The sequence below is a fragment of the Nocardia sp. XZ_19_385 genome (genome assembly GCF_015355755.1).
GTDB lineage: Bacteria > Actinomycetota > Actinomycetes > Mycobacteriales > Mycobacteriaceae > Nocardia.
The window spans coordinates 497,401-517,043 of sequence record NZ_JACVEE010000001.1 but is presented as its reverse complement, the minus strand read 5'-3'; the positions used below and the strand labels follow the sequence as shown (position 1 = coordinate 517,043).

Annotated in this window: 16 protein-coding genes and 1 pseudogene; 8 read left to right on the top strand and 9 right to left on the bottom strand. The window is 68.8% G+C overall.

Features of this window, described 5'->3' with window-relative positions; genetic code table 11:
* Positions 1 to 36: 36 nt before the first annotated feature.
* The 4 genes from IBX22_RS02260 (at position 37) to IBX22_RS02245 (ending at position 3,759) form a co-directional block, all read left to right on the top strand.
* A complete protein-coding gene (locus IBX22_RS02260) occupies positions 37 to 813 on the top strand; it encodes an SDR family NAD(P)-dependent oxidoreductase (RefSeq protein ID WP_194813713.1) in 777 nt (258 codons plus the stop codon).
* 223 nt (positions 814 to 1,036) lie between these two features.
* Positions 1,037 to 2,281 carry a precorrin-6y C5,15-methyltransferase (decarboxylating) subunit CbiE gene (gene cbiE, locus IBX22_RS02255; protein ID WP_194813712.1) on the top strand — a complete coding sequence of 415 codons (1,245 nt, stop codon included), beginning with the start codon at positions 1,037 to 1,039 and terminating at the stop codon, positions 2,279 to 2,281.
* Between the two features lie 99 nt (positions 2,282 to 2,380).
* The gene (locus tag IBX22_RS02250; protein WP_194813711.1) at positions 2,381 to 2,980 is read left to right on the top strand and encodes a hypothetical protein; all 600 of its coding nucleotides are present in this window, start codon (positions 2,381 to 2,383) and stop codon (positions 2,978 to 2,980) included.
* Positions 2,977 to 3,759 carry a cobalt-precorrin-6A reductase gene (locus IBX22_RS02245; protein ID WP_194815520.1) on the top strand — a complete coding sequence of 261 codons (783 nt, stop codon included), beginning with the start codon at positions 2,977 to 2,979 and terminating at the stop codon, positions 3,757 to 3,759. The genes IBX22_RS02250 and IBX22_RS02245 overlap by 4 nt, the downstream gene beginning before the upstream one ends.
* A 32-nt stretch (positions 3,760 to 3,791) precedes the next feature.
* On the opposite strand, the gene IBX22_RS02240 is transcribed toward IBX22_RS02245, so the two are convergent.
* The 5 genes from IBX22_RS02240 to IBX22_RS02220 form a co-directional block, all read right to left on the bottom strand.
* Positions 3,792 to 4,322: a PadR family transcriptional regulator gene (locus IBX22_RS02240; protein WP_194813710.1), complete on the bottom strand. Its 531-nt coding sequence runs from the start codon at positions 4,320 to 4,322 to the stop codon at positions 3,792 to 3,794.
* 80 nt (positions 4,323 to 4,402) lie between these two features.
* Positions 4,403 to 5,221, bottom strand: a complete 819-nt coding sequence (locus tag IBX22_RS02235; protein ID WP_194813709.1) for a MerR family transcriptional regulator — start codon at positions 5,219 to 5,221, stop codon at positions 4,403 to 4,405.
* A 56-nt stretch (positions 5,222 to 5,277) separates the two neighbouring features.
* Positions 5,278 to 6,957, bottom strand: a complete 1,680-nt coding sequence (locus IBX22_RS02230) for a precorrin-2 C(20)-methyltransferase (protein WP_228538136.1) — start codon at positions 6,955 to 6,957, stop codon at positions 5,278 to 5,280.
* 8 nt (positions 6,958 to 6,965) lie between these two features.
* On the bottom strand, positions 6,966 to 7,601 hold the full coding sequence (locus IBX22_RS02225) for a precorrin-8X methylmutase (RefSeq protein ID WP_194813707.1): 636 nt from the start codon (positions 7,599 to 7,601) through the stop codon (positions 6,966 to 6,968).
* 32 nt (positions 7,602 to 7,633) lie between these two features.
* On the bottom strand, positions 7,634 to 8,071 hold the full coding sequence (locus tag IBX22_RS02220) for an Lrp/AsnC family transcriptional regulator (protein ID WP_194813706.1): 438 nt from the start codon (positions 8,069 to 8,071) through the stop codon (positions 7,634 to 7,636).
* A 138-nt stretch (positions 8,072 to 8,209) separates the two neighbouring features.
* On the opposite strand from IBX22_RS02220, the gene ddaH reads away from it, so the two are divergent.
* The gene (gene ddaH / locus IBX22_RS02215; RefSeq protein WP_194813705.1) at positions 8,210 to 9,100 is read left to right on the top strand and encodes a dimethylargininase; all 891 of its coding nucleotides are present in this window, start codon (positions 8,210 to 8,212) and stop codon (positions 9,098 to 9,100) included.
* Between the two features lie 117 nt (positions 9,101 to 9,217).
* Here the strand turns inward: ddaH and IBX22_RS02210 are convergent.
* The 3 genes and pseudogenes from IBX22_RS02210 to IBX22_RS02200 all read right to left on the bottom strand — a co-directional run.
* Positions 9,218 to 10,345, bottom strand: a pseudogene (locus IBX22_RS02210) (transcription termination factor Rho, short form); the annotation flags it as partial.
* A 306-nt stretch (positions 10,346 to 10,651) separates the two neighbouring features.
* Positions 10,652 to 11,806, bottom strand: a complete 1,155-nt coding sequence (gene cobG, locus IBX22_RS02205; protein ID WP_194813703.1) for a precorrin-3B synthase — start codon at positions 11,804 to 11,806, stop codon at positions 10,652 to 10,654.
* A 26-nt stretch (positions 11,807 to 11,832) separates the two neighbouring features.
* Positions 11,833 to 13,407 (bottom strand): MFS transporter, encoded by a 1,575-nt coding sequence (locus IBX22_RS02200; RefSeq protein WP_194813702.1) that lies wholly within the window; start codon positions 13,405 to 13,407, stop codon positions 11,833 to 11,835.
* A gap of 94 nt (positions 13,408 to 13,501) precedes the next feature.
* Between IBX22_RS02200 and IBX22_RS02195 the strand changes: the two genes are divergently transcribed.
* Together IBX22_RS02195 and IBX22_RS02190 are read left to right on the top strand one after the other, a co-directional pair.
* Positions 13,502 to 14,122, top strand: coding sequence for a TetR/AcrR family transcriptional regulator (locus tag IBX22_RS02195; protein WP_228538135.1), 621 nt, complete (start codon positions 13,502 to 13,504; stop codon positions 14,120 to 14,122).
* 71 nt (positions 14,123 to 14,193) lie between these two features.
* Positions 14,194 to 15,315 (top strand): methyltransferase, encoded by a 1,122-nt coding sequence (locus IBX22_RS02190; RefSeq protein WP_194815519.1) that lies wholly within the window; start codon positions 14,194 to 14,196, stop codon positions 15,313 to 15,315.
* Here IBX22_RS02190 and IBX22_RS02185 read toward each other — a convergent pair.
* The gene (locus tag IBX22_RS02185; protein WP_194813700.1) at positions 15,312 to 15,695 is read right to left on the bottom strand and encodes a RidA family protein; all 384 of its coding nucleotides are present in this window, start codon (positions 15,693 to 15,695) and stop codon (positions 15,312 to 15,314) included. The two genes, IBX22_RS02190 and IBX22_RS02185, sit on opposite strands and share 4 nt — an antisense overlap.
* Before the next feature lie 223 nt (positions 15,696 to 15,918).
* Between IBX22_RS02185 and cobN the strand changes: the two genes are divergently transcribed.
* Positions 15,919 to 19,569: a cobaltochelatase subunit CobN gene (gene cobN / locus IBX22_RS02180; protein ID WP_194813699.1), complete on the top strand. Its 3,651-nt coding sequence runs from the start codon at positions 15,919 to 15,921 to the stop codon at positions 19,567 to 19,569.
* Positions 19,570 to 19,643 lie beyond the last annotated feature (74 nt).

Genomic DNA, 19,643 nt, shown 5'->3' with positions numbered 1-19,643 from the left:
CGGCAGCGCGGGCAGCGGCAATGACAGACTGGGCGCATGGGATTGCGAGGTGGGCGCGGGATTGCCGACGGGCCGGTGCTGGTGCTCGGTGGACGGAGCGAGATCGGGCTCGAGATAGCGCGGCGGTTGGCGCCCGGGCGGGTAGTCGTTCTCGCGGCGCGGCGTCGAGCCGAGCTCAGTGCCGAGATGAGCGCCGAGGTCGCGGCGATCGAGGCGGCCGGTGCTGCCGCGGTGCACTGTGTGGAGTTCGACGCCGACGACACCGCTGGGCATCCGGCACTGCTCGAGAAGATCGCGGCCGAGCACGGACGGATCGGTGTCGCGGTGCTCGCGTTCGGGATTCTCGGGGATCAGGCTCGGGCCGAACGTGATCCGGCACATGCGGTGGCGGTGGTGCACACCGATTACGTCGCGCAGGTCAGCGTGCTGACAGTGCTCGCGAATCTGCTGCGGGCGCAAGGTGACGGGCAGATCGTGGTGTTCGGTTCGATCGCCGGGGTGCGGGTGCGGCGGGCCAATTACGTCTACGGTTCCGCGAAAGCCGGATTGGACGGTTTCGCCAGCGGTCTCGCAGACGCCTTGCACGGCAGCGGAGTCCATCTGATGCTGGTCCGCCCCGGGTTTGTCATCGGGCGGATGACCGAGGGGATGGATCCCGCGCCGTTCTCCAGCACCCCGGACCAGGTCGCGGATGCGGTGGTCGCCGGATTACGCAAGCGTTCCGCACGCGTTGCCGTGCCGCGCGTCTTGAATCTGGTGTTTCTCGCGACCCGTTTTGTGCCGCAGTCGATCTGGCGGCGGATGCCGCGATGAACAGCGCCCCGCTGGTCCGCGCGCGTGGTCGGATCTCACCCGTTGCGCCTGGCTCGGTCGCTCGACGGGCCGCTGCCCGGGGCGCGGAAGTCGGCCCCGGACAGTGGAATCCGACGGCCATGTGGACTGATGCCGCGACAGCGGCAGGGCTTGGCGCGTCTGCTGTGGGACCCACAGCGGGCGTGCGATTCAGCTCCGGCCGAGTTGCGCGCAGGCGGGGGCGATGACCGCACCGGTGTGGTCGGGTGAGCCGATCGCGGTCGTCGGGATCGGGGCCGACGGGTGGGATGGACTCGGTCGCATCTCGCAGGAGGCGGTGCGGGGAGCCGAGGTTGTCTTCGGGTCGGCACGGCAGCTGGAGTTGGTGCCGGAAGAGGTTGCGGCTGAGCGGATTGCGTGGCCCTCGCCGCTGGTCCCCGCGCTGCCCGGGCTGTTCGAGCAGTACGCGGGCCGGAAGATCGCGGTGCTGGCCAGCGGGGATCCGATGTTCTACGGCATCGGGGTGACGCTGGTGCGGTTGTTCGGGGCGGTGGCGTTGCGGGTGTTGCCGCAGCCGTCGTCGGTGTCGCTGGCGTGTGCGCGGCTGGGCTGGTCGCTGGCAGAGGTGCCGGTGGTCAGTGTGGTCGGGCGGCCGTTGGAGACAGTGTTGCCGGAGTTGGCCGACGGGCGGCGGGTGCTGGTGTTGAGTGCCGACGAGCACAGCCCCGCCCAGGTGGCGGAGTTGCTGGGCCGCAACGGGTTCGGGGCGTCGCGGATGACGGTGCTGGAGCAGCTCGGCGGCTCGGGGGAGCGGACCTACTCCGATGATGCGCAGGAGTGGAAGCATGAACCGGGTGACCGGCTGAACATCGTCGCGATCGAATGCGTGGCCGACCCCGGACATCCGCGGACGACCCGCATCCCCGGGCTGGCGGACTCCCGATACGACGGCGACGGCCAGCTCACCAAGCATGAGGTGCGGGCGCTCACGCTGTCCGCGCTGGCCCCGGCACCGGGAGAGTTGCTGTGGGATGTCGGCGGCGGTTCGGGGACCATCGCGATCGAATGGTGCCGGACGCATCCGGAATGCCGGGCGGTGACGTTCGAGCGGCTCGAACCCAGGCGGCGGCAGATCGCCGGCAACGCCGCCGCGCTGGGCGTCCCGCACCTCGATGTGCGCGGCGAGGTGCTGGTGGAGCTGGAAAAATCCACCGAGTTGACGCCTCCGAACGCTATTTTCGTCGGTGGCGGCCTGACCCAGGATGGCGTACTCGAGACATGCTGGTCACAACTACGCCAGGGCGGTCGCCTGGTCGCCAATGCGGTGACGGCGGAATCCGAAGCGCTGCTGTTGAATTGGGCCGCCCGGCACGGCGGTGAACTGCGGAAGTTTCAGATCTACCGCGCGGAATCGCTGGGTGGATTCACCACCTGGCGGCCGCAGCTGCCGGTCACCCAGTGGTCGGTGGTCAAGGCTGCCTCGCTGTGAAATCCCCATTCTGCAGGTGATTCCCTTGCGTGGCCCCGGTAGGGTCGGCCCCGAGATCCGACCTTGATCTTCGGGTCCATATTCCTGATGGGGAGATCTATGAGATACAAGAAGTTTGCCGCCACCGCGATCATCGCCGCCGCTGCCACCGGTATCGCCGCCGGCACCGCCGGTGCGGCGCCTGCGGTGCCCGCTCCCGCCGTGCAGAACCAGGCGGCGCCCGCGGTCCAGGGCGAGGACCAGGGCGTGGGTTACGCGGTGCAGTTGGCCGACAAGTCGATCGTGGCCGCCCTCACCGGTGGCGCGTTCAGCCTGGACGCCGACAAGAAGTACGTCACGGTGAAGAACACCGAGGGCGCGGTCGTCACCCAGATCCCGCTGGCCGCCAAGGTCGGCGAGCAGCTGATCCCGATCGCGGCGACCATCGACGAGGCCGGCCAGAAGCTGACCCTCACCCCCGACCTGAAGGACGTGACGCTCAGCGCCGACGCGCCGAAGCTGCAGGCCGAGGCCATCGGCTCGCAGGAGTGGTTCTTCTCCGAGCTGCAGCGGGCCTCGCTCGGTGCGGTGATCGGCGGCATCATCGGGTTCTTCTTCTTCGGCATCGGTATCTTCCCGGGCGCCCTCATCGGCCTGCTCATCGCCGGTGGCCCGAGCCTGATCAACGCGGGCATCGCCTACTTCAGCGGGCAGCCCTGAAAATCCTGATTCTGGGCGGCACCCGGGAAGCCCGGGAACTGGCCCATCTCGCTTCCGGCGAGCGTGGATTCGACATCGTTTCCTCGCTCGCCGGACGCGTTCGCGAACCGCGTCTGCCCGACGGCGCGGTGCGCATCGGCGGCTTCGGCGGCGCGGACGGCTTGCGAGACTGGTTGGCGGCCAACGAGATCGACGCCGTCGTCGACGCCACCCACCCCTTCGCGGGCACGATGAGCGCCCACGCCGCCGCTGCCACAACAGAACTCGGTACGCCGCTGCTGCATGTGCGCAGGCCGGGCTGGACCGAACAACCCGGCGACCGCTGGATTCGCGTACCCGATCTGGCTGGAGCCGCCGACGCGCTCGCCGAGCTGGGCGAGCGCGTCTTCCTGACCATCGGCCGCCAGGGCGTCGCCGCCTTCGCCGGTTTGCATAAGCACTGGTTCCTGATCCGGGCGATCGATCCGCCCGAGGGTGCGGTGCCCACCCGGCATCAATTGCTGCTGGCGCGTGGACCGTTCACGGTAGAGCAGGAATCCGAGCTGCTCACCGAGTACCGCATAGCCGCACTGGTCACCAAGGACAGCGGCGGCAGCCTCACCGAAGCCAAGCTGACAGCCGCCCGCGAATCAGCCCTGCCGGTGGTGGTCGTCGAACGCCCGGCCCTGCCTCCTGGCGGCACAGTAGTCGACACGCCCCACGGCGCCTGGGAATGGTTGCGGTATGCAGATCGTGCAAACCCCACCGATTCCGGGCGATTTCGGCCCCCAGGCAGGTGAAACTGCACGATCTGCATACTCGATTCGCTGGGTCAGTCCGCCAGAAGGTGGGGAAGCCGCTCGAACCACTCGAGGACGCCACGTTCGTAGGTGATGCCGAAGGCCAGGGTGGCGCGCAAATGCGGCGGCATTTCCATCTGCTCCTGGGCCAAGTAGCCGTCGAGCCGTTTCTGGTGAATCTCCCTGTTGGCGGCGATGATTCGATCGCGATGCCCCGGCTCGAGATGGTCGCCGAAGGCCAGCGTCAACAGCAGCGGCACCCGGATGGTCTCGGCTCCTGGATCGCGAGAGATCCACTCGTGGAACGCTTCCCGGCCCGACGCGGTGATCTGGTACGGCGTGCGGTCGCGGGCCCCCACGGCCCCTTTCTCCACCAGGCCGGCGGTATCCATCGCGGCGAGCTCCCGGTAGACCTGGCTCTGGGTGATGGTCCAGAAGTCGCCGATCCTTTCCTGCGCCGTGTTCGTCAGGTCCCAGCCGGACATCGGCCCCTCGTGCAGGAAGCCGAGCAGTGACGCCGCCGTGGAGTTCAGCGGTTTGCGCCGGGTCGTGGTCTCGCTCACCGAAACGCTCCCTTCACCTCTCGATGTTCCATAGTGGAATATTAGCTGATCGGTGCCGGGAGCGGTCGGCGGCGCTCCGGTTACGGCTTGCTGATCGCCATCTGGATCTCGGTCACCCAGTCCGCGACGTCGTCAGGGCAATGCAGGTAGATCTCGCGGGCGAATCCGCGCTGCTGGTAACCGTTGTCTTCGATCCACCGCGCGACGGACTGGTACGTCTCGTCGATGAGGTCCATCGAACCACGGTGGATCGCGGTGGCTGCCTGCTCGATCACGGGCAGGTCGACGATCTCGAAATCCAACTCCGGGGCAGGCGGCGCAGCGACCTGCATGCCCGCGTGGACGAGCACGCCGTCACCCTCGGCGGGCTCGTAGGTGGCGATGCCGGGTCCGGTGATCGCGATGCCCGCGCGTTCCAGGCGCGCGCAGATCTCGGGGTAGAGCGGTTGGATCACCGGACCGATGTCCTCGGGCGCGTAGGACACCGCCTTCTCGGTGAGCCGCGCGACGCGGACGGGGTCGATCTTCTTCAGCACGATGTCGTCGGTGTGCATGACGCCTTCTCTTTCGATCGCTCGCAGACGTGCCTCTACTCGGCGCAACCTGGCCTCGTCGGCGGCGATCTGCTGCCGCAGTTGCGCGCGCCGCAACGAGAGCATGCCCTGCAACTGCTCCAGCGAGATCTGCTCGTCGAGCACGACCTTGACCTGATCGAGGGTCAGGCCGAGGTCTTTCAGGGCGACCAGCCGGTTGAGCCGGGACAGCTGGGCGACCTCGTAGAAGCGGTAGCCCGAGGCCGGGTCGACGTGCGCGGGCGGGAGCAGGCCGACCGCGTCGTAATGACGCAGCATTCGCACCGACACGCGCCCGAGGTGGGCGAAGTCTCCGATAGTGAACATGACCTGTTCTGTCTATGGTCTGACGCCGTGTGAGGGTCAAGCGAGCGCGCGGGCCACTATGTGCCGTATCGGCGGGAGGTGAAGACGCGGGGTCCGTCCGGCGACTCGAAAACCGTTGTGGTGGAAGCGCCGATGATGAGCAGGGTGCGCATATCGACGTCGGCCTGGTCGAGATCGCCGAGCGCGACTACGCGGACCGATTCGGTGGGGCCGCCGACGTCCCGCCCGAGCACCACCGGAGTGTCGGGCTTGCGGTGTTCGAGCAGGAGATCGCGCATCGCGCCGACCTGCCAGGTGCGCTGGGAGGAGGCGGGGTTGTAGATAGCGATGGCCATATCGGCGGCGGCGACTGCCGAAAGGCGTTGCGCCACAACATTCCACGGCTTCAGGCGATCGGAGAGGGAGATCATGGCGTAGTCGTGGCCGAGGGGTGCGCCGACTCGGCTGGCGACCGCGTTGGCGGCGGTGAGGCCGGGGAGCACCCGGACCGGGACGCCGTGCCATTGCGGATCGGCGGATTCCTCCAGAACCGCTGCGGCCATGGCGAATACGCCGGGGTCACCCGACGAGACCACGGCGACCTTCGCGCCGTTCTTCGCCAGATCCAGTGCCATGGCGGCGCGTTCGGATTCGACTTTGTTGTCGCTGGCGTGCCTGCGCTGGCCCGGCTGTTCCGGGACCCGGTTGATGTAGGTGGTGTAGCCGACCAGATCTGTGGCCTCGGCCAGCGCCTGCCGCACCTCGGGGGTGGTCCAGTCCGGCGACCCGGGGCCGAGCCCGATCACGACGACCTCGCCGCTCGTAACCGCGCTCGCCGACAGCTGCGGCGAATTGCCTTGCTGGGCAGCTGAACCGGTGGGGGACCCGGCCAGAATGCTGGGTGTCGTCGGTGCGACGACATCGGCATCTGACTCGGCGGGTGCGTCGGCGGGCTGGGCTAGCCTCGCTGTCGCTGTCGCTGTCGCTGTCGCTGTCGCTGTCGCTGTCGCTGTCGCCTTGGTGCGCGGAAGCGGGGTGGTCGGCGTGGGGCCGGGGACCAGGGTGATGGAGAAGTAGGGCACGTCCGCGTCGGCGACATCCGCGACGGCGAGGACGCGCTGCCGGGTGGAGCTGGCGCGTTCGACGTAGTAGGCGTCGCCCAGCCGCCCGGCGTCCGAGAGTGCTTGGCGCACACCAGGAAAGGTGCGGCCCAGCTTCATGATCGCGGCCGCGTCGGTGTCGCGCAGGCGGCGGGTGAGTTCATCGGTGGGCAGGGTGCCCGGGAGGACAGTGAGAACCTGCTCGCCCTCCACCAGTGGCGTGCCGAGGGCCGCCGAGGCCGCGCTGACCGAGGTGATGCCGGGGATGATCTCGGCTTCGAAGCGGTCGGCCAGGCGGCGGTGCATGTGCATATAGGAGCTGTAGAACAGGGGATCGCCCGCGGCGAGCAGCGCGACCGTCCGGCCAGCCGAAAGGTGGGCGGCAAGGCGTTCGGCGGCTTCTTCGTAGAATTCGTCGATCGCGCCCTGATAGCCGCCCGGGTGATCGGTGGTCTCGGTCGTCACCGGGTAAACCAGGTGCTCTTCGAGCTGACCCGCGCGCATGTACGGCGCGGCGATGCCCCGCGAGATGCTGCGACCGTGCCGGGCGCTGTGAAACGCGATGACATCGGCCGACTCGATGATCTTGGCGGCCTTGACCGTAACCAGCTCCGGGTCGCCCGGCCCCAAGCCGACACCCCACAGTTTGCCGGGCATGACGTCACTCATTCCTGTTCGCTCGCAATCGCATTCAGGGCAGACGCGGTGATCGCGCTGCCGCCGCGCCGGCCACGCACAGTCAGGTATTCGATGCCGCCGTACTCGGTCAGCGCGTCCTTGGATTCGGCGGCGCCGATGAAGCCGACCGGAATGCCGAGGACCGCGGCCGGGCGGGGCGCGCCCGCGTCGAGCATGTCGAGTAGATGGAACAGTGCGGTCGGTGCGTTGCCGATCGCCACGACCGCACCTTCGAGGCGGTCGCGCCACAGTTCGAGCGCGGCGGCGGAACGGGTATTGCCCAGGGCGGCAGCGAGTTCCGGGACGCGCGGGTCGGCGAGGGTGCAGATCACCTCGTTGTCCGCGGGCAGGCGCTTGCGGGTGACGCCCGAGGCGACCATGTTCGCGTCACACAGAATCGGCGCACCGGCGCGCAGCGCCGACCGCGCGGCCGCGACCACACCGGGGGAGAACGCGATGTCCTCGGCGAGGTCGACTTGCCCGCAGCCGTGGATCATTCGCACCACCACCTGCGAAACGTCCGCCGGGAACCGGCTCAGCTCCGCCTCCGCGCGAATCGTCGCGAACGAGCGCCGATAGATCTCGGCCCCGTCGGTGAGGTAGCTGGTACGCACGTCGGACATGCGCCCCAGCCTATGAGGAGGGCCGATCCGCCTCAGGTGCGGGGCCGCTCCAGGAGGCGGGACATGACGATGGAGCTGCGGGTGCGGCCGACGCGGGTGTTCTCGCGGATGTGTTCCACGGTGGATTCGATCTCGGCCATGTCCTTGGCCATCACGTGGACCAGGGCGTCGGCTTCACCCGCGATCGTCCACACGCCGACGACTTGCGGGATCGGTTCCAGACTGCGGCGCAGGTCGGCCGGGGAAATGTTGTCGCGGTAGTAGACCTCGACGTAGGCCTCGGTGGTCCAGCCCAGGGCAGCCGGGTTGACCAGGGCGGTGAAACCGGTGATCTGCCCGCTGGCGACCATGCGATCGACCCGGCGCTTCACCGCCGGCGCGGACAGGCCGATCGCCGAACCGATCTCCTGGAACGAGGCGCGCGCCGATTTCAGCAGGTGCCCCAGAATCCGGCGGTCGAGGTCGTCCACGTCACACCCTTTCGCATCTCACGCAACGAATCGCCGTCTGCACGATCAACTGCGCAACAGATTGATGTTCCTGGCGCAATGGTAGGTCATTTACCTTCGTGGCAGCCTGAATACTCCGCGCCGACGTCGGGAGCAACGATGACTTCTGTAGCCACACAGCCCTCACCCACCCCGTCGGCTCCGCCGACTGCCGTCCCCTTAGCCACCTCCGATCCCACCCCAGCGCGACGGCCGTCTCCGCGCCGCTTCGTCATGTGCCGCCCGGACCACTTCGCCGTCTTCTACGCCATCAACCCCTGGATGAACCCGGCCGAACCCGTCGACCGCGCCCTGGCGATCGCCCAGTGGGAAACCCTGCGCGCGGTCTACGAACAGCACGGCCACCAGGTCGATCTGGTCCCCGGCGAACCCGGCCTCCCCGACATGGTTTTCGCCGCCAACAGCGGTCTGGCCTACGGCGGCCGCGTCATGTCGGCCCGCTTCACCCATCCCGAACGCGCCGCCGAAGGCCCCGCCTACCACCACTGGTTCGCCCAGCGTGGTTTCACCGAGGTCGTCGCGTCCCAGGAAACCAACGAGGGCGAAGGCGATTTCATTCGCGTCGGCCAGCGCATCCTCGCCGCCACCGGCTTCCGTAGCTCGGTGGCCGCGCACCGTGAGGTGGAGCACTACTTCGGCCGCCCGGTCGTCTCCCTGGAACTGGTCGACCCGCGCTTCTACCACCTCGACACCGCCCTGATGGCCCTCGACGAGGACAACATCGCCTACTTCCCAGCGGCTTTCAGCCCCGACAGCCGCGCCATCCTGAGCGCCCTGTACCCCGACGCGATCGTCGCCACCGACGAAGACGCGGTCGTCCTGGGCCTCAACGGCGTCTCCGACGGCTACAACGTCTTCATCAGCAACCGCGCCCACAACCTCCAAGAAGCGTTGCGCGCCAACGGTTACAACCCAGTCGGCCTGGATCTCTCAGAGCTACTCCGCGCGGGCGGCGGCGTGAAGTGCTGCACCTTGGAGCTGCACGACTAGTCGAGGAGGGCGATGTGGCGTTACAGGCCCTCCGCGGCTGAGCAGTGACAGGCTCGCCACTTGTTTGGCCGGCACCGGCGGATTGCGCTGGGGCAGAATCACTACACCGGTGCCGAGTCAGCCCGCGTTGCGGATCTGGGTCAGGAATTCGGTGTTGGTCTGGGTTTGCCTGAGGCCGGTGAGGAGCAGTTCGATCGCCTGCTGCGGCTCGCGGCCCGCGAGCGTCTTGCGCAGGGAGCGGGTGGCGGTGAGCTCGTCGGGGGTGAGGAGCAGCTCCTCCTTGCGGGTGCTCGAGCGGTCGATGTCGATCGCGGGGAACACGCGGTGGCCGGCGATCTGACGGTCGAGCTTCAGTTCGGCGTTGCCGGTGCCTTTGTACTCCTCGAAGATGACGGTGTCGGCGAGGGAGCCGGTTTCGACGAGGGCGCTGGCGATGATGGTGAGTGAGCCGCCGTTCTCGATGTTGCGGGCGGCGCCGAGGAATTTCTTCGGCGGGGCGAGTGCGCCGGCGTCGACACCGCCGGAGAGGATGCGGCCGGAACCGGCGGCGGCGAGGTTGTAGGCGCGGGCCAGCCGGGTCAGGGAGTCCAGGAGCACGACTACGTCGTGGCCCATTTCGACGCGGCGTTTAGCGTGCTCGATGGCGAGTTCGGCGAGTGCGATGTGTTCTTGGGCGGGCTGGTCGAAGGTGGCGGCGGCGACCTGGGCCGGGACCGAGCGGGAGAGGTCGGTGACCTCTTCCGGGCGTTCGCCGACCAGGATGAGCATCAGCTCGCATTCCGGGTGGTTCTTGGCGATGCCGTGCGCAATCGCTTGCAGGACAGAGGTTTTGCCTGCTTTGGGTGGTGCGACGACCATGGCGCGCTGGCCTTTGCCGAGCGGCATCACCAGGTCGGTGGCGCGGGTGGTGAGTTCGTGCGGTTCGGTCTCCAGGCGGAGCCGGTCCTGCGGGTAGATGGGGGTCAGGTCGGCGAAGTGCGGTCGCGATCTGGCGTTGCCGGGTGGCAGGCCGTTGATGCTGCCGACTCCGGCCAGCGGCCGGAGTTTGGCGCTTTCGCGCTGGGATCCGGTTGTGCCGGTGAGGATGTCGCCGCGGCGGAGCCCGTATTCGCGGACCAGTCGCGGCGGTACGTGGACGTCGTCCGGGCCGGGCAGGTAGCCGTCGACGCGCAGCGCGGCGTGGTTGTTCGTGATGTCGAGGATGCCGCTGACCGGCATCGTCTGAATAGTGTTGTCTTGCATGATGTTTCCCCTGAGGGTGTGATTTGGATGCGGCGGGTCGCCGGGAGTTCCGCCTGATGGGAATGACGCTCGCTGCGTGCGCTGAGATGGCTGGAGCCGGGGCGCGGCATGCGGGACCGTCGTGGCGATTGCGGGGCCTTGCGGGAGGGAGTTGTCACCTACGTCCACAAGATGGAGATGCACCTACCGTAGCGGCATTGCGTGGAATGCGCAAATTCGGGTGCAGGAGTGCGTCATGTGCGGGCTCCGGACGAGAGCCCGCCGGGAAGGCAAATCATTCTGCGGGACAAGGTGATTGCCCGCCGTAGCTCAGTCGATGCGGTAGCCGTCCGGGGTGGCGGTGATATCGGTAACCGCGCCGCGCGGGCGGCCGCAGTGGCGGTCACATCCGGACCAGTGCTGGCGTCCCGCGGCGGCTCCCGGCGCAAGGTTGGTCTCGCCCAGGGGGAGCACTCGCCCCGATTCGATAGCCGCCGCGACATCGGTGCGCACGTCGGTGAGCGATTTCGCGCACCCGGGCTGTCCGGCACAGGCGCTGACCAGCAGCCAGGGCGATTTCGCGTCGAAGATCAGGCCCATCGGCGCGAGCACCCGGATCACCTGTTCGGCGACGCCCTCCTCGAGATCGGTGATGACCAGGCTGCGCCAGGGCGTCACGAAGATCGGGCGCTCGATGGCGGCAAGGAACTCGGCGAGGCGGGCGGGCAGCGAACCCAGCCGCACGCCCGCGCCCAGACTGACGAGGCCGTTGTCCTGTTCCAGCCAGCCGATCGGAATATCTTGGGCGGCACCGAATTCCACCGGTTCGGCGGTGGGGGACAGGCCGAGATGATCGATCACCCCGGCGACTCCGCCCTCGACCTCGTGCAGCCGCCACTGCCCGGAACTCAGCGCGAGGAATCCGTGCGCGGCGGCCAGCATGACGTCCACGGCGTCGGCGGCCGACACCCGGATCCGGCTGTCGCTTCCGGCCAGGACCAGTGCGAATTCGTCCGCGGTGATCGCGTGCACACCGATATCGCCACCGAGACCGCTGATGTCCCCGCGCCCGTCGTCGAGCGTGAACAGCACCCGCCCGGGCAGCTCCGCCAGTCGTTCCGCGGCGCGCAATCCGGCATCGAGGGCGGGCACGAGCGGATGGATGTCGGCCCGCCCACCGACCCGGCCGGCCAACGGCGAGGCGACGATATTGCGGACGCGTTCATGGCTGTGGCTGGGCAGCAGGCCCGCCGCCTCCAGTCGCCGGGACAGCTCGGCGGCATCGCGCACCTGCCGCAACTGGAGGTTGCCGCGCGAGGTCAGCTCGATGTTGCCGTCGCCGAGCCCGGCGGCGGCCTCGGCGAGCACCTGCCACTGCGCGGCTTCGAGCCGCCCGCCGGGTACCCGTACGCGCGCCAGCGGTCCGTCGGCTGCCTGATGCAGCCGCAGCACACCGGGACAGGAATCGGGAACCTCGCGCGTCACCCTTCGAGCCTACGAGTTCCCGCTGCTCAGCTCGAGCCCGGCTTCGACGCCGCGACCGGCTCCGGTTCGGCCGCGACCGGTTCGGCGACCTGAACTTTCCGCCGCCCCGGCGCCCAGGCCGCGACCAGTACCGCCGCTACCAGCGTCAGGCAGCCCACCACCAGCGCTGCCTGCTGCACGCCGTGCATGAACGCCTCCTTGGCGAAGTCGGCGAGCGGTTGTGCTTGCGGCCCAGCGCGTTCGGCGACCTGCAGGGCCGCGGCGAGGGAGTCGCCGACGGGTTCGCGGGCGGCTTGGGGCAGTTGCGGCAGGGCGGGTGCGATGCGGTCGCTGTAACCGGCGGCGAGCAGGCTGCCCATGATCGCGATGCCGATCGCGGCGCCGACCTCGCGCGCCGCGTCATTGACCGCGGCCGCGACCCCGTGCTTCTCCTCGGGCGTTCCGGCGATGATCGCGGTCGTCGCGGGCGCGGTGCACAGGCCGAGTCCGGCGCTCATGAGCAGCAGCGGCCACAGCGCGTCGAGATAGCTCGCGCCGAGGTCGAGGCGGGACATGACCAGCATCGAGGAGCCGAGGATGACCAGCCCGGCCAGCGTCGTCCACCGCAGCCCGATCCGGTCGGCCAGCCACGGCGCCACCGCGGACACGGCCACCATGGGCACCACCATCGGTGCGATCGCGACCGCGGACAGCAGCGGCGAGTAGCCGAGGATCAGTTGCAGGAACTGCACCAGCAGCATGAACGTGCCGAACGAGATCAAGAATTGAATGGTGATCGACGCGGTGCCGCTGCCGAATCCGCGATCGGCGAACAGCCGCACATCCAGCATCGGGTTGGCGACCCGCAATTCGACGAGCGTGAACAATCCGGCCGCGATCAGCCCGGCACCGAAGAGGCCGAGCACCAGCGGATCGAGCCAGCCCCGTTCGGGCGCCTCGATCGCCGCGACCACCACGAGCCCCACGGCGAGTGCGGCGCTCAGCGCGCCGAGCGGATCGAGCGCGGGCCGTCCCTGATCCACCGATTCGGGCACGGTGAAGGACGCAGCGCTGAGCACGAGCCCGGCCACCGTCATCGCGACGAAGATCGACATCCAGGACCACTGAGATAACAGCAGACCAGACCCGACGATGCCGAGAACCGCTCCCGCACCGGCGATTCCGGCCCACAGCCCGACCGCGGCGCCCCGGCGTTCCTCGGGGAAGCCCGCGGTGAGCAGCGACAGCGTCGACGGCATGACCAGCGCCGCGCCCACACCGGCCGCCGCCCGCGCGACGATCAGCCAGACCGGATCGTCGAGGAACAGCGGCGCCGCCGAGGCGATCGAAAACGCGATCAGGCCGCCGATCAACACCTTTCGCCGCCCGAAGCGGTCGCCCAGCGCGCCGGCGGGCAGCACCAAGCAGGCCAGGGTGAGGGTGTAGCCGTCCACGATCCAGGTGAGCTGACGCTGGCTGGCGCCGGTGGCCGCGGCGACCTCGGGCAGCGCGGTGTACAGCGCCGCCATCGAGGCGATGACCAGTGTGACCGCGAGACAGGACAATACGAGCAGCCAGCGCTGCGCCGCCGAGAGCCCGGATCCGGTTCGGGTGGTTTTCATCAGAACTCCGCTACTATCCGTATCGTTACGCTACTAGTGGTAGCACAAGTATTGTGGCTGGCGATAGACCTCGACGAGAGGAATGCTTTCCGGCATGAGCGCGACTGAGGACAGCGATGTCGACCCGCGGCGACTGCGGTCCCGCAACCGGCTGCTCGACGCCGCTGCCGCCCTGCTGAAATCCGGTGGGCTGGAAGCGATCACGGTCGAGGCCGTGACCAAGCTGTCGAAAGTCGCCAAGACCACCCTGTACCGGCACTTCGACAATGCCGTGCAATTGCGCGCCGCCACCATCGAGCGACTGCTGCCGCCGGCCATCGAAACCCCCGCGCCGGGCCCGCTGCGGGAGCGCCTGATCGCCCTGCTGGAACGGCAGTTCGCCGCGATTCGTGATGCGCCACTGCAGGTTACGACGCTGGCCTGGCTGGCGACCGGCACCGACCGCACCGATTCCGCCGACGCGCCTACCCTCACCGCCCTGCGGCAACGCCTCATCGATCAGTACAGCGTGCCCTTCAATCAGGTGCTGGATACCCCTGAAGCCCAGGAACTCCTGGGCGATCTCGACGTCGGCTCGGCGCTGGCCCAGCTGGTCGGGCCGTTGGTGTTCACCAAACTCATCGGCATCGGCCAGGTCACCCCGGCCGACTGTGCCCGGATCGTCGACGATTTCCTCTACGCCCGCACCGGCAAGCGCCCGCAACCAGGGAGTTGACCGCGCCCGTGCGATCATGGAGCCGGATACGAGCGGAAAATCGACCGTGATCCTTCCGTCAGGAGTCCCGCATTTCCACCATCACCTGGTCCGACAATGGATCGACCTTTTCCGCTCGCTGGCATTCCGAGAACGCCGCGACCGGACCTGCTCAGGTTGTCGTGGTCGACGATCGCACGACCGCGAAATCGGCCTATCGCCTGGCCCAGGCGGGCACCGGTCTGCTGTGGCAGGGCGACTTTCACAATGCCCGTCAGCTCATGCGAGCCATGGAGCGACTCTTCGAACGCCGGCGCCGCAACGTGCCGACCGGCAGTGACGCGGCCACCCAGTTCTTCAGCCATCGGGCGGAACGGGCCGAGCGCGCCGAGCTGCTCGGGAAGCTCATGGTCCAGCTCGGACCCGACTATTCGCTCGAACTGCGGCGCGCCCCCGATGTGCGGGAAGCCTGTACACACGCATATGGCGACGCAGCCGGGGAGATGTGCGTCTCTTTGCCCGAACTCCTGGGCGTGATGAGCGCCTATCAATGGCATCTGAAGGGTGTCGAGGTGCCCGCGCTGAGCGGACGCGTCCACCCCGACTACGGCGTCTTCTCGCCGATCCGTGGTGAGTATCTAGAACTCGTCGCCCAGACAGCGTGGCCGGAAGGCGTAGATCAGCCGGTCGTGTTCGATCTCGGCACCGGCACCGGGGTACTCGCCGCGATTCTCGCTCGGCGCGGAGCCCAGGTCGTAGCCACCGACATCAACCGCCGCGCGGTGGCGTGTGCCCGCACGAACATGGACCGTCTCCAGCTCGCCTCCCGCGTGCGGGTCGTCGAGGCCGACGTGTGGCCGAGTGGGCGCGCCGACGTGGTCGTCTGCAATCCACCCTGGATCCCGGCGCAGCCGACCTCGGACCTCGAGCTCGGGGTCTACGACGCCGGGTCCGACATGCTCCATCGATTCCTGGACGGTCTCGCCGAGCACCTCACCCCGGGCGGTGAGGGCTGGCTCGTCCTCTCCGATCTCGCCGAGCACCTCGGGTTGCGGACTCGCGCGGAACTGCTCGGCCGCATCGCCGACGCCGGACTGCGCGTGGTCGCTCGATACGACACCTCGCCGCGCCACCCGCGCGCCTCCGATGTCACCGACCCCTTGCATCGGGCCCGGGGCCAGGAAGTCACCTCGCTGTGGCGCCTCGCCGTCTAGGCGGCGGCGATCACTTCGATCTCCAGCAACCAGGCCGGGTCGAAGATCTCGGCGATCACGACCGTCAGCGCGGGCTGGTGATCGCCGAGCACGTCTTGGCGGATCTTGGTGTTGACGTCCGCCAGCGACCGTTCGCTCAGGTAGGTCGTCACCTTGACGATGTTGGTCGTGGCCATGCCCGCCTGCGACAGCGTCCCCACGATGTTGGCCCAGATGAGCCGGCATTGCTCGGCGGGGTCGGAAGGGACGGCGCCGGACCGGTCCTCCGGGATCTGGCCGCTGACGAACAGCAGGCGCGTGGCGTCGGCTACCTCCAGCCCGTTGGTGTAGCCGCCGATCGGTGCGGGCACCGAATCCGAGTCGTGCGCAATCAGTTCCACGACGGGTGAGCCTAGGCGTCCGGGGCCGATCTCGAGGCGAAGTCGGCAGACCCGCGCATCCGGCCTCGGCGCGCCCAGCACCGCTGGGTAGCATCTGGTTGCTCGGCGGGCGACGAGGAAACCGGTGCAATCCCGGTGCGGTCGCGCCACTGAAACAGCCAGACCCTCTCCGGCGAGCAGCAAAACCCACCCATGGGCGCGTAACCCGAGGAAGGCCGTTTCTGTGATTCTGCTGCTGTCCACGTCCGACACCGACCTGCTCAGTGCCCGCGCCAGCGGGGCCGAGTACCGCTGGGGCAACCCGGCCCGGTTGCTCGTCGAAGACCTGCCCGCGTTGCTCGACGGCGCTGATCTGGTGATCGTGCGCATCCTGGGTGGCAAGCGCGCCTGGGAAGAGGGCCTGGAAGCGGTGCGGGCCAGCGGGATTCCGATGGTGGCGCTGGGCGGCGAGATCGCCCCGGACGCGGAGCTGATGGAGTGCTCCACGGTGCCCGGCGGCGTCGCCGCGGATGCGCACAATTATCTGGCGGCCGGCGGCGCGGAGAATCTGCGCCAGCTGCACAACTTCCTGTCCGACACGGTGCTGCTCACCGGCCACGGTTTCGAGCCGCCGGTGCAGCTGCCCAGCTGGGGTGAGCTGGAGCGCGACGCCGCCGAGGTCGACGGCCCCACCGTGGCGGTCGTCTACTACCGCGCCCAGCATCTGGCCGGGAACACCGGCTACATCGACGCCCTGTGCGGTGCGATCGAGAACACGGGCGCGAAAGCCCTTCCGCTGTACTGCGCCTCGCTGCGCACCGCCGAACCGGAACTGCTCGACACCCTGCGCACCGCCGATGCCCTGGTCGTCACCGTCCTCGCGGCGGGCGGCACCAAGCCCGCGACCGCCTCGGCCGGTGGCGACGACGAAGCCTGGGATGTGGCCGCGCTCGCCGAGCTGGATGTCCCGATCCTGCAGGGCTTGTGCCTGACCAGCGGCCGCGCCCAGTGGGAGGCCAACGACGACGGCATGTCCCCGCTGGACGTCGCGACCCAGGTCGCGGTCCCGGAGTTCGACGGCCGCATCATCACGGTGCCGTTCTCGTTCAAGGAGTTCGACGCCGACGGCCTGTCCACCTATGCGCCCGACGCCGAGCGCGCGGCCCGGGTGGCGGGCATCGCGGTCCGCTACGCCCGGCTGCGGCATATCCCGAACGCGGACAAGCGAATCGCGCTCATGCTGTCGGCGTACCCGACCAAGCACGCCCGCATCGGCAACGCCGTCGGCCTGGACACCCCGGCCAGCGCGATTCGCATGCTCACCGAAATGCGCTCCGCCGGTTACGATCTCGGCACACCGGGTGAGATCCCCGGTCTCGAGGAACAAGACGGTGACGCGCTGATCCACGCGCTGATCGCCGCGGGCGGCCAGGACCCGGACTGGCTCACCGCAGAACAGCTGGAGGGCAACCCGATTCGCATCGGCGCCGCCGTCTACACGAAGTGGTTCGAGACGCTGCCCGAGGATCTGCGCGCGGCCGTCGTCGAAGCCTGGGGCCCGCCGCCCGGCGAAATGTACGTCGACCGATCCCAGGATCCCCAGGGCGAAATCGTCATCGCCGCACTGCGTTTCGGCAATGTGGTGCTGATGGTGCAGCCGCCCCGCGGTTTCGGCGAGAACCCGGTCGCGATCTACCACGACCCGGATCTGCCGCCCAGCCACCACTACCTGGCCGCCTACCGATGGCTCAGGGCCCCTGAGGGTTTCGGCGCCGACGCCATGGTGCACCTGGGCAAGCACGGCAACCTGGAATGGCTGCCCGGCAAGACCCTCGGGATGTCCGCCTCCTGCGGCACCGACGCCGCCCTCGGCGATCTGCCGCTGATCTACCCGTTCCTGGTCAACGATCCCGGCGAAGGCACCCAGGCCAAGCGTCGCGCGCACGCCACCCTGGTCGACCACCTGATCCCGCCGATGGCGCGCGCCGAAAGCTACGGCGACATCTCGCGACTGGAGCAGCTGCTCGACGAGCACTCCAATATCTCCACCCTGGACCCGGCCAAGCTGCCCGCCATCCGCCAGCAGATCTGGACGCTGATGCGCGCGGCCAAGATGGACCACGACCTGGGGCTGACCGATCGCCCGGACGAGGACGTCTTCGACGACATGCTGCTGCACGTCGACGGCTGGCTGTGCGAGATCAAGGACGTGCAGATCCGCGACGGCCTGCACGTGCTCGGGCAGGCGCCGGTGGGGGAGACCGAGCTGGATCTGGTGCTGGCCATGTTGCGTGCCCGCCAGCTGTGGGGCGGCGAGCAGAACGTGCCCGGCCTGCGAGAAGCGCTGGGGCTCAGCGAGTCCGGCGACGAGGTGCGCGGCCGGGTCGACGTGGTCGAGGCGCGGGCGCGTGAACTCCTGGGCGCGCTGCAGGCCGAGGGTTGGTCCGCCGGAGCGGTCGACCAGCTCGTCGCCGACTTCGAGACCGCGATTCTGGACGGCCACCGGGCGGCCGACGAGCCCGCGTCCGGCGGTCCCACGGATTCGGAGCGACTGGCAGCGGTCGCCTCGGTGCTGCGTTTCGCGGCCACCGAGGTGGTGCCGCGCCTGCGTCAGACCGATCTCGAGATCGAGCGGGTCCTGCACGCCCTCAACGGTGGCTTTATCCCGGCCGGTCCGAGTGGATCCCCGCTGCGTGGCCTGATCAACGTGCTGCCGACGGGCCGTAACTTCTACTCCGTCGACCCCAAGGCCGTCCCCTCGCGCCTGGCCTGGGAAACCGGTCAGGCCATGGCGGAATCGCTGGTGCAGCGCTACCTGACCGATCACGGCGAATACCCGCGCTCGGTGGGCCTTTCGGTGTGGGGCACCTCCGCGATGCGCACCTCCGGCGACGATATCGCCGAAGTCCTGGCGCTGCTCGGCGTCCGCCCGGTGTGGGACGAGGCGAGCCGTCGCGTCACCACCCTGGAGGTCATCTCGCTGGCAGAACTCGACCGCCCGCGCATCGACGTGACCGTGCGCATCAGCGGTTTCTTCCGCGACGCCTTCCCGCACGTGCTGGCCCTGCTCGACGATGCCGTCCGCATGGTCGCCGACCTGGACGAGCCCGCCGAGTCGAATTACGTGCGCGCCCATGCCCAGTCGGATCTGGCCGAGCACGGCGATCAGCGCCGCGCCACCACCCGCATCTTCGGTTCCAAGCCCGGCACCTACGGCGCGGGCCTGCTGCAGCTCATCGACTCCAAGAGCTGGCGCACCGACGACGACCTCGCGCAGGTGTACACCGCCTGGGGTGGTTTCGCCTACGGCCGCGATCTCGACGGCGCACCCGCCGCCGAGGACATGCGCACCGCCTACAAGCGAATCACGGTGGCCGCCAAGAACACCGATACCCGAGAGCACGATATCGCCGACTCCGACGACTACTTCCAGTATCACGGCGGCATGGTCGCCACCGTGCGCGCGCTGACGGGCAAGAACCCCGAGGCCTACATCGGTGACAGCACCCGGCCCGACGCGGTGCGCACCCGCACCCTTTCCGAGGAGACCTCGCGGGTGTTCCGGGCCCGCGTGGTGAACCCGCGCTGGCTGGAGGCGATGCGCCGGCACGGCTACAAGGGCGCGTTCGAGATGGCCGCCACCGTCGACTATCTGTTCGGGTACGACGCCACCACCGACGTGGTTGCCGACTGGATGTACGAGAAGCTCACCGAGAGCTACGTTTTCGACGACGTGAACCGCAAGTTCATGGAGCAGTCGAACCCGTGGGCGCTGCACGGGATCACCGAGCGTCTGCTGGAGGCGGCCGAGCGCGGCATGTGGGCGGCGCCGGAGCAGGAGACGCTGGACCGGTTGCGTCAGGTGTACCTGGAGACCGAGGGCGAACTCGAATAGCGGTGTGCCGGGCGCGGGTAACCGCTCGCGCCCGGATCACGCTGGAATTGCTGCGATTTCGTTGTAATGGGCGC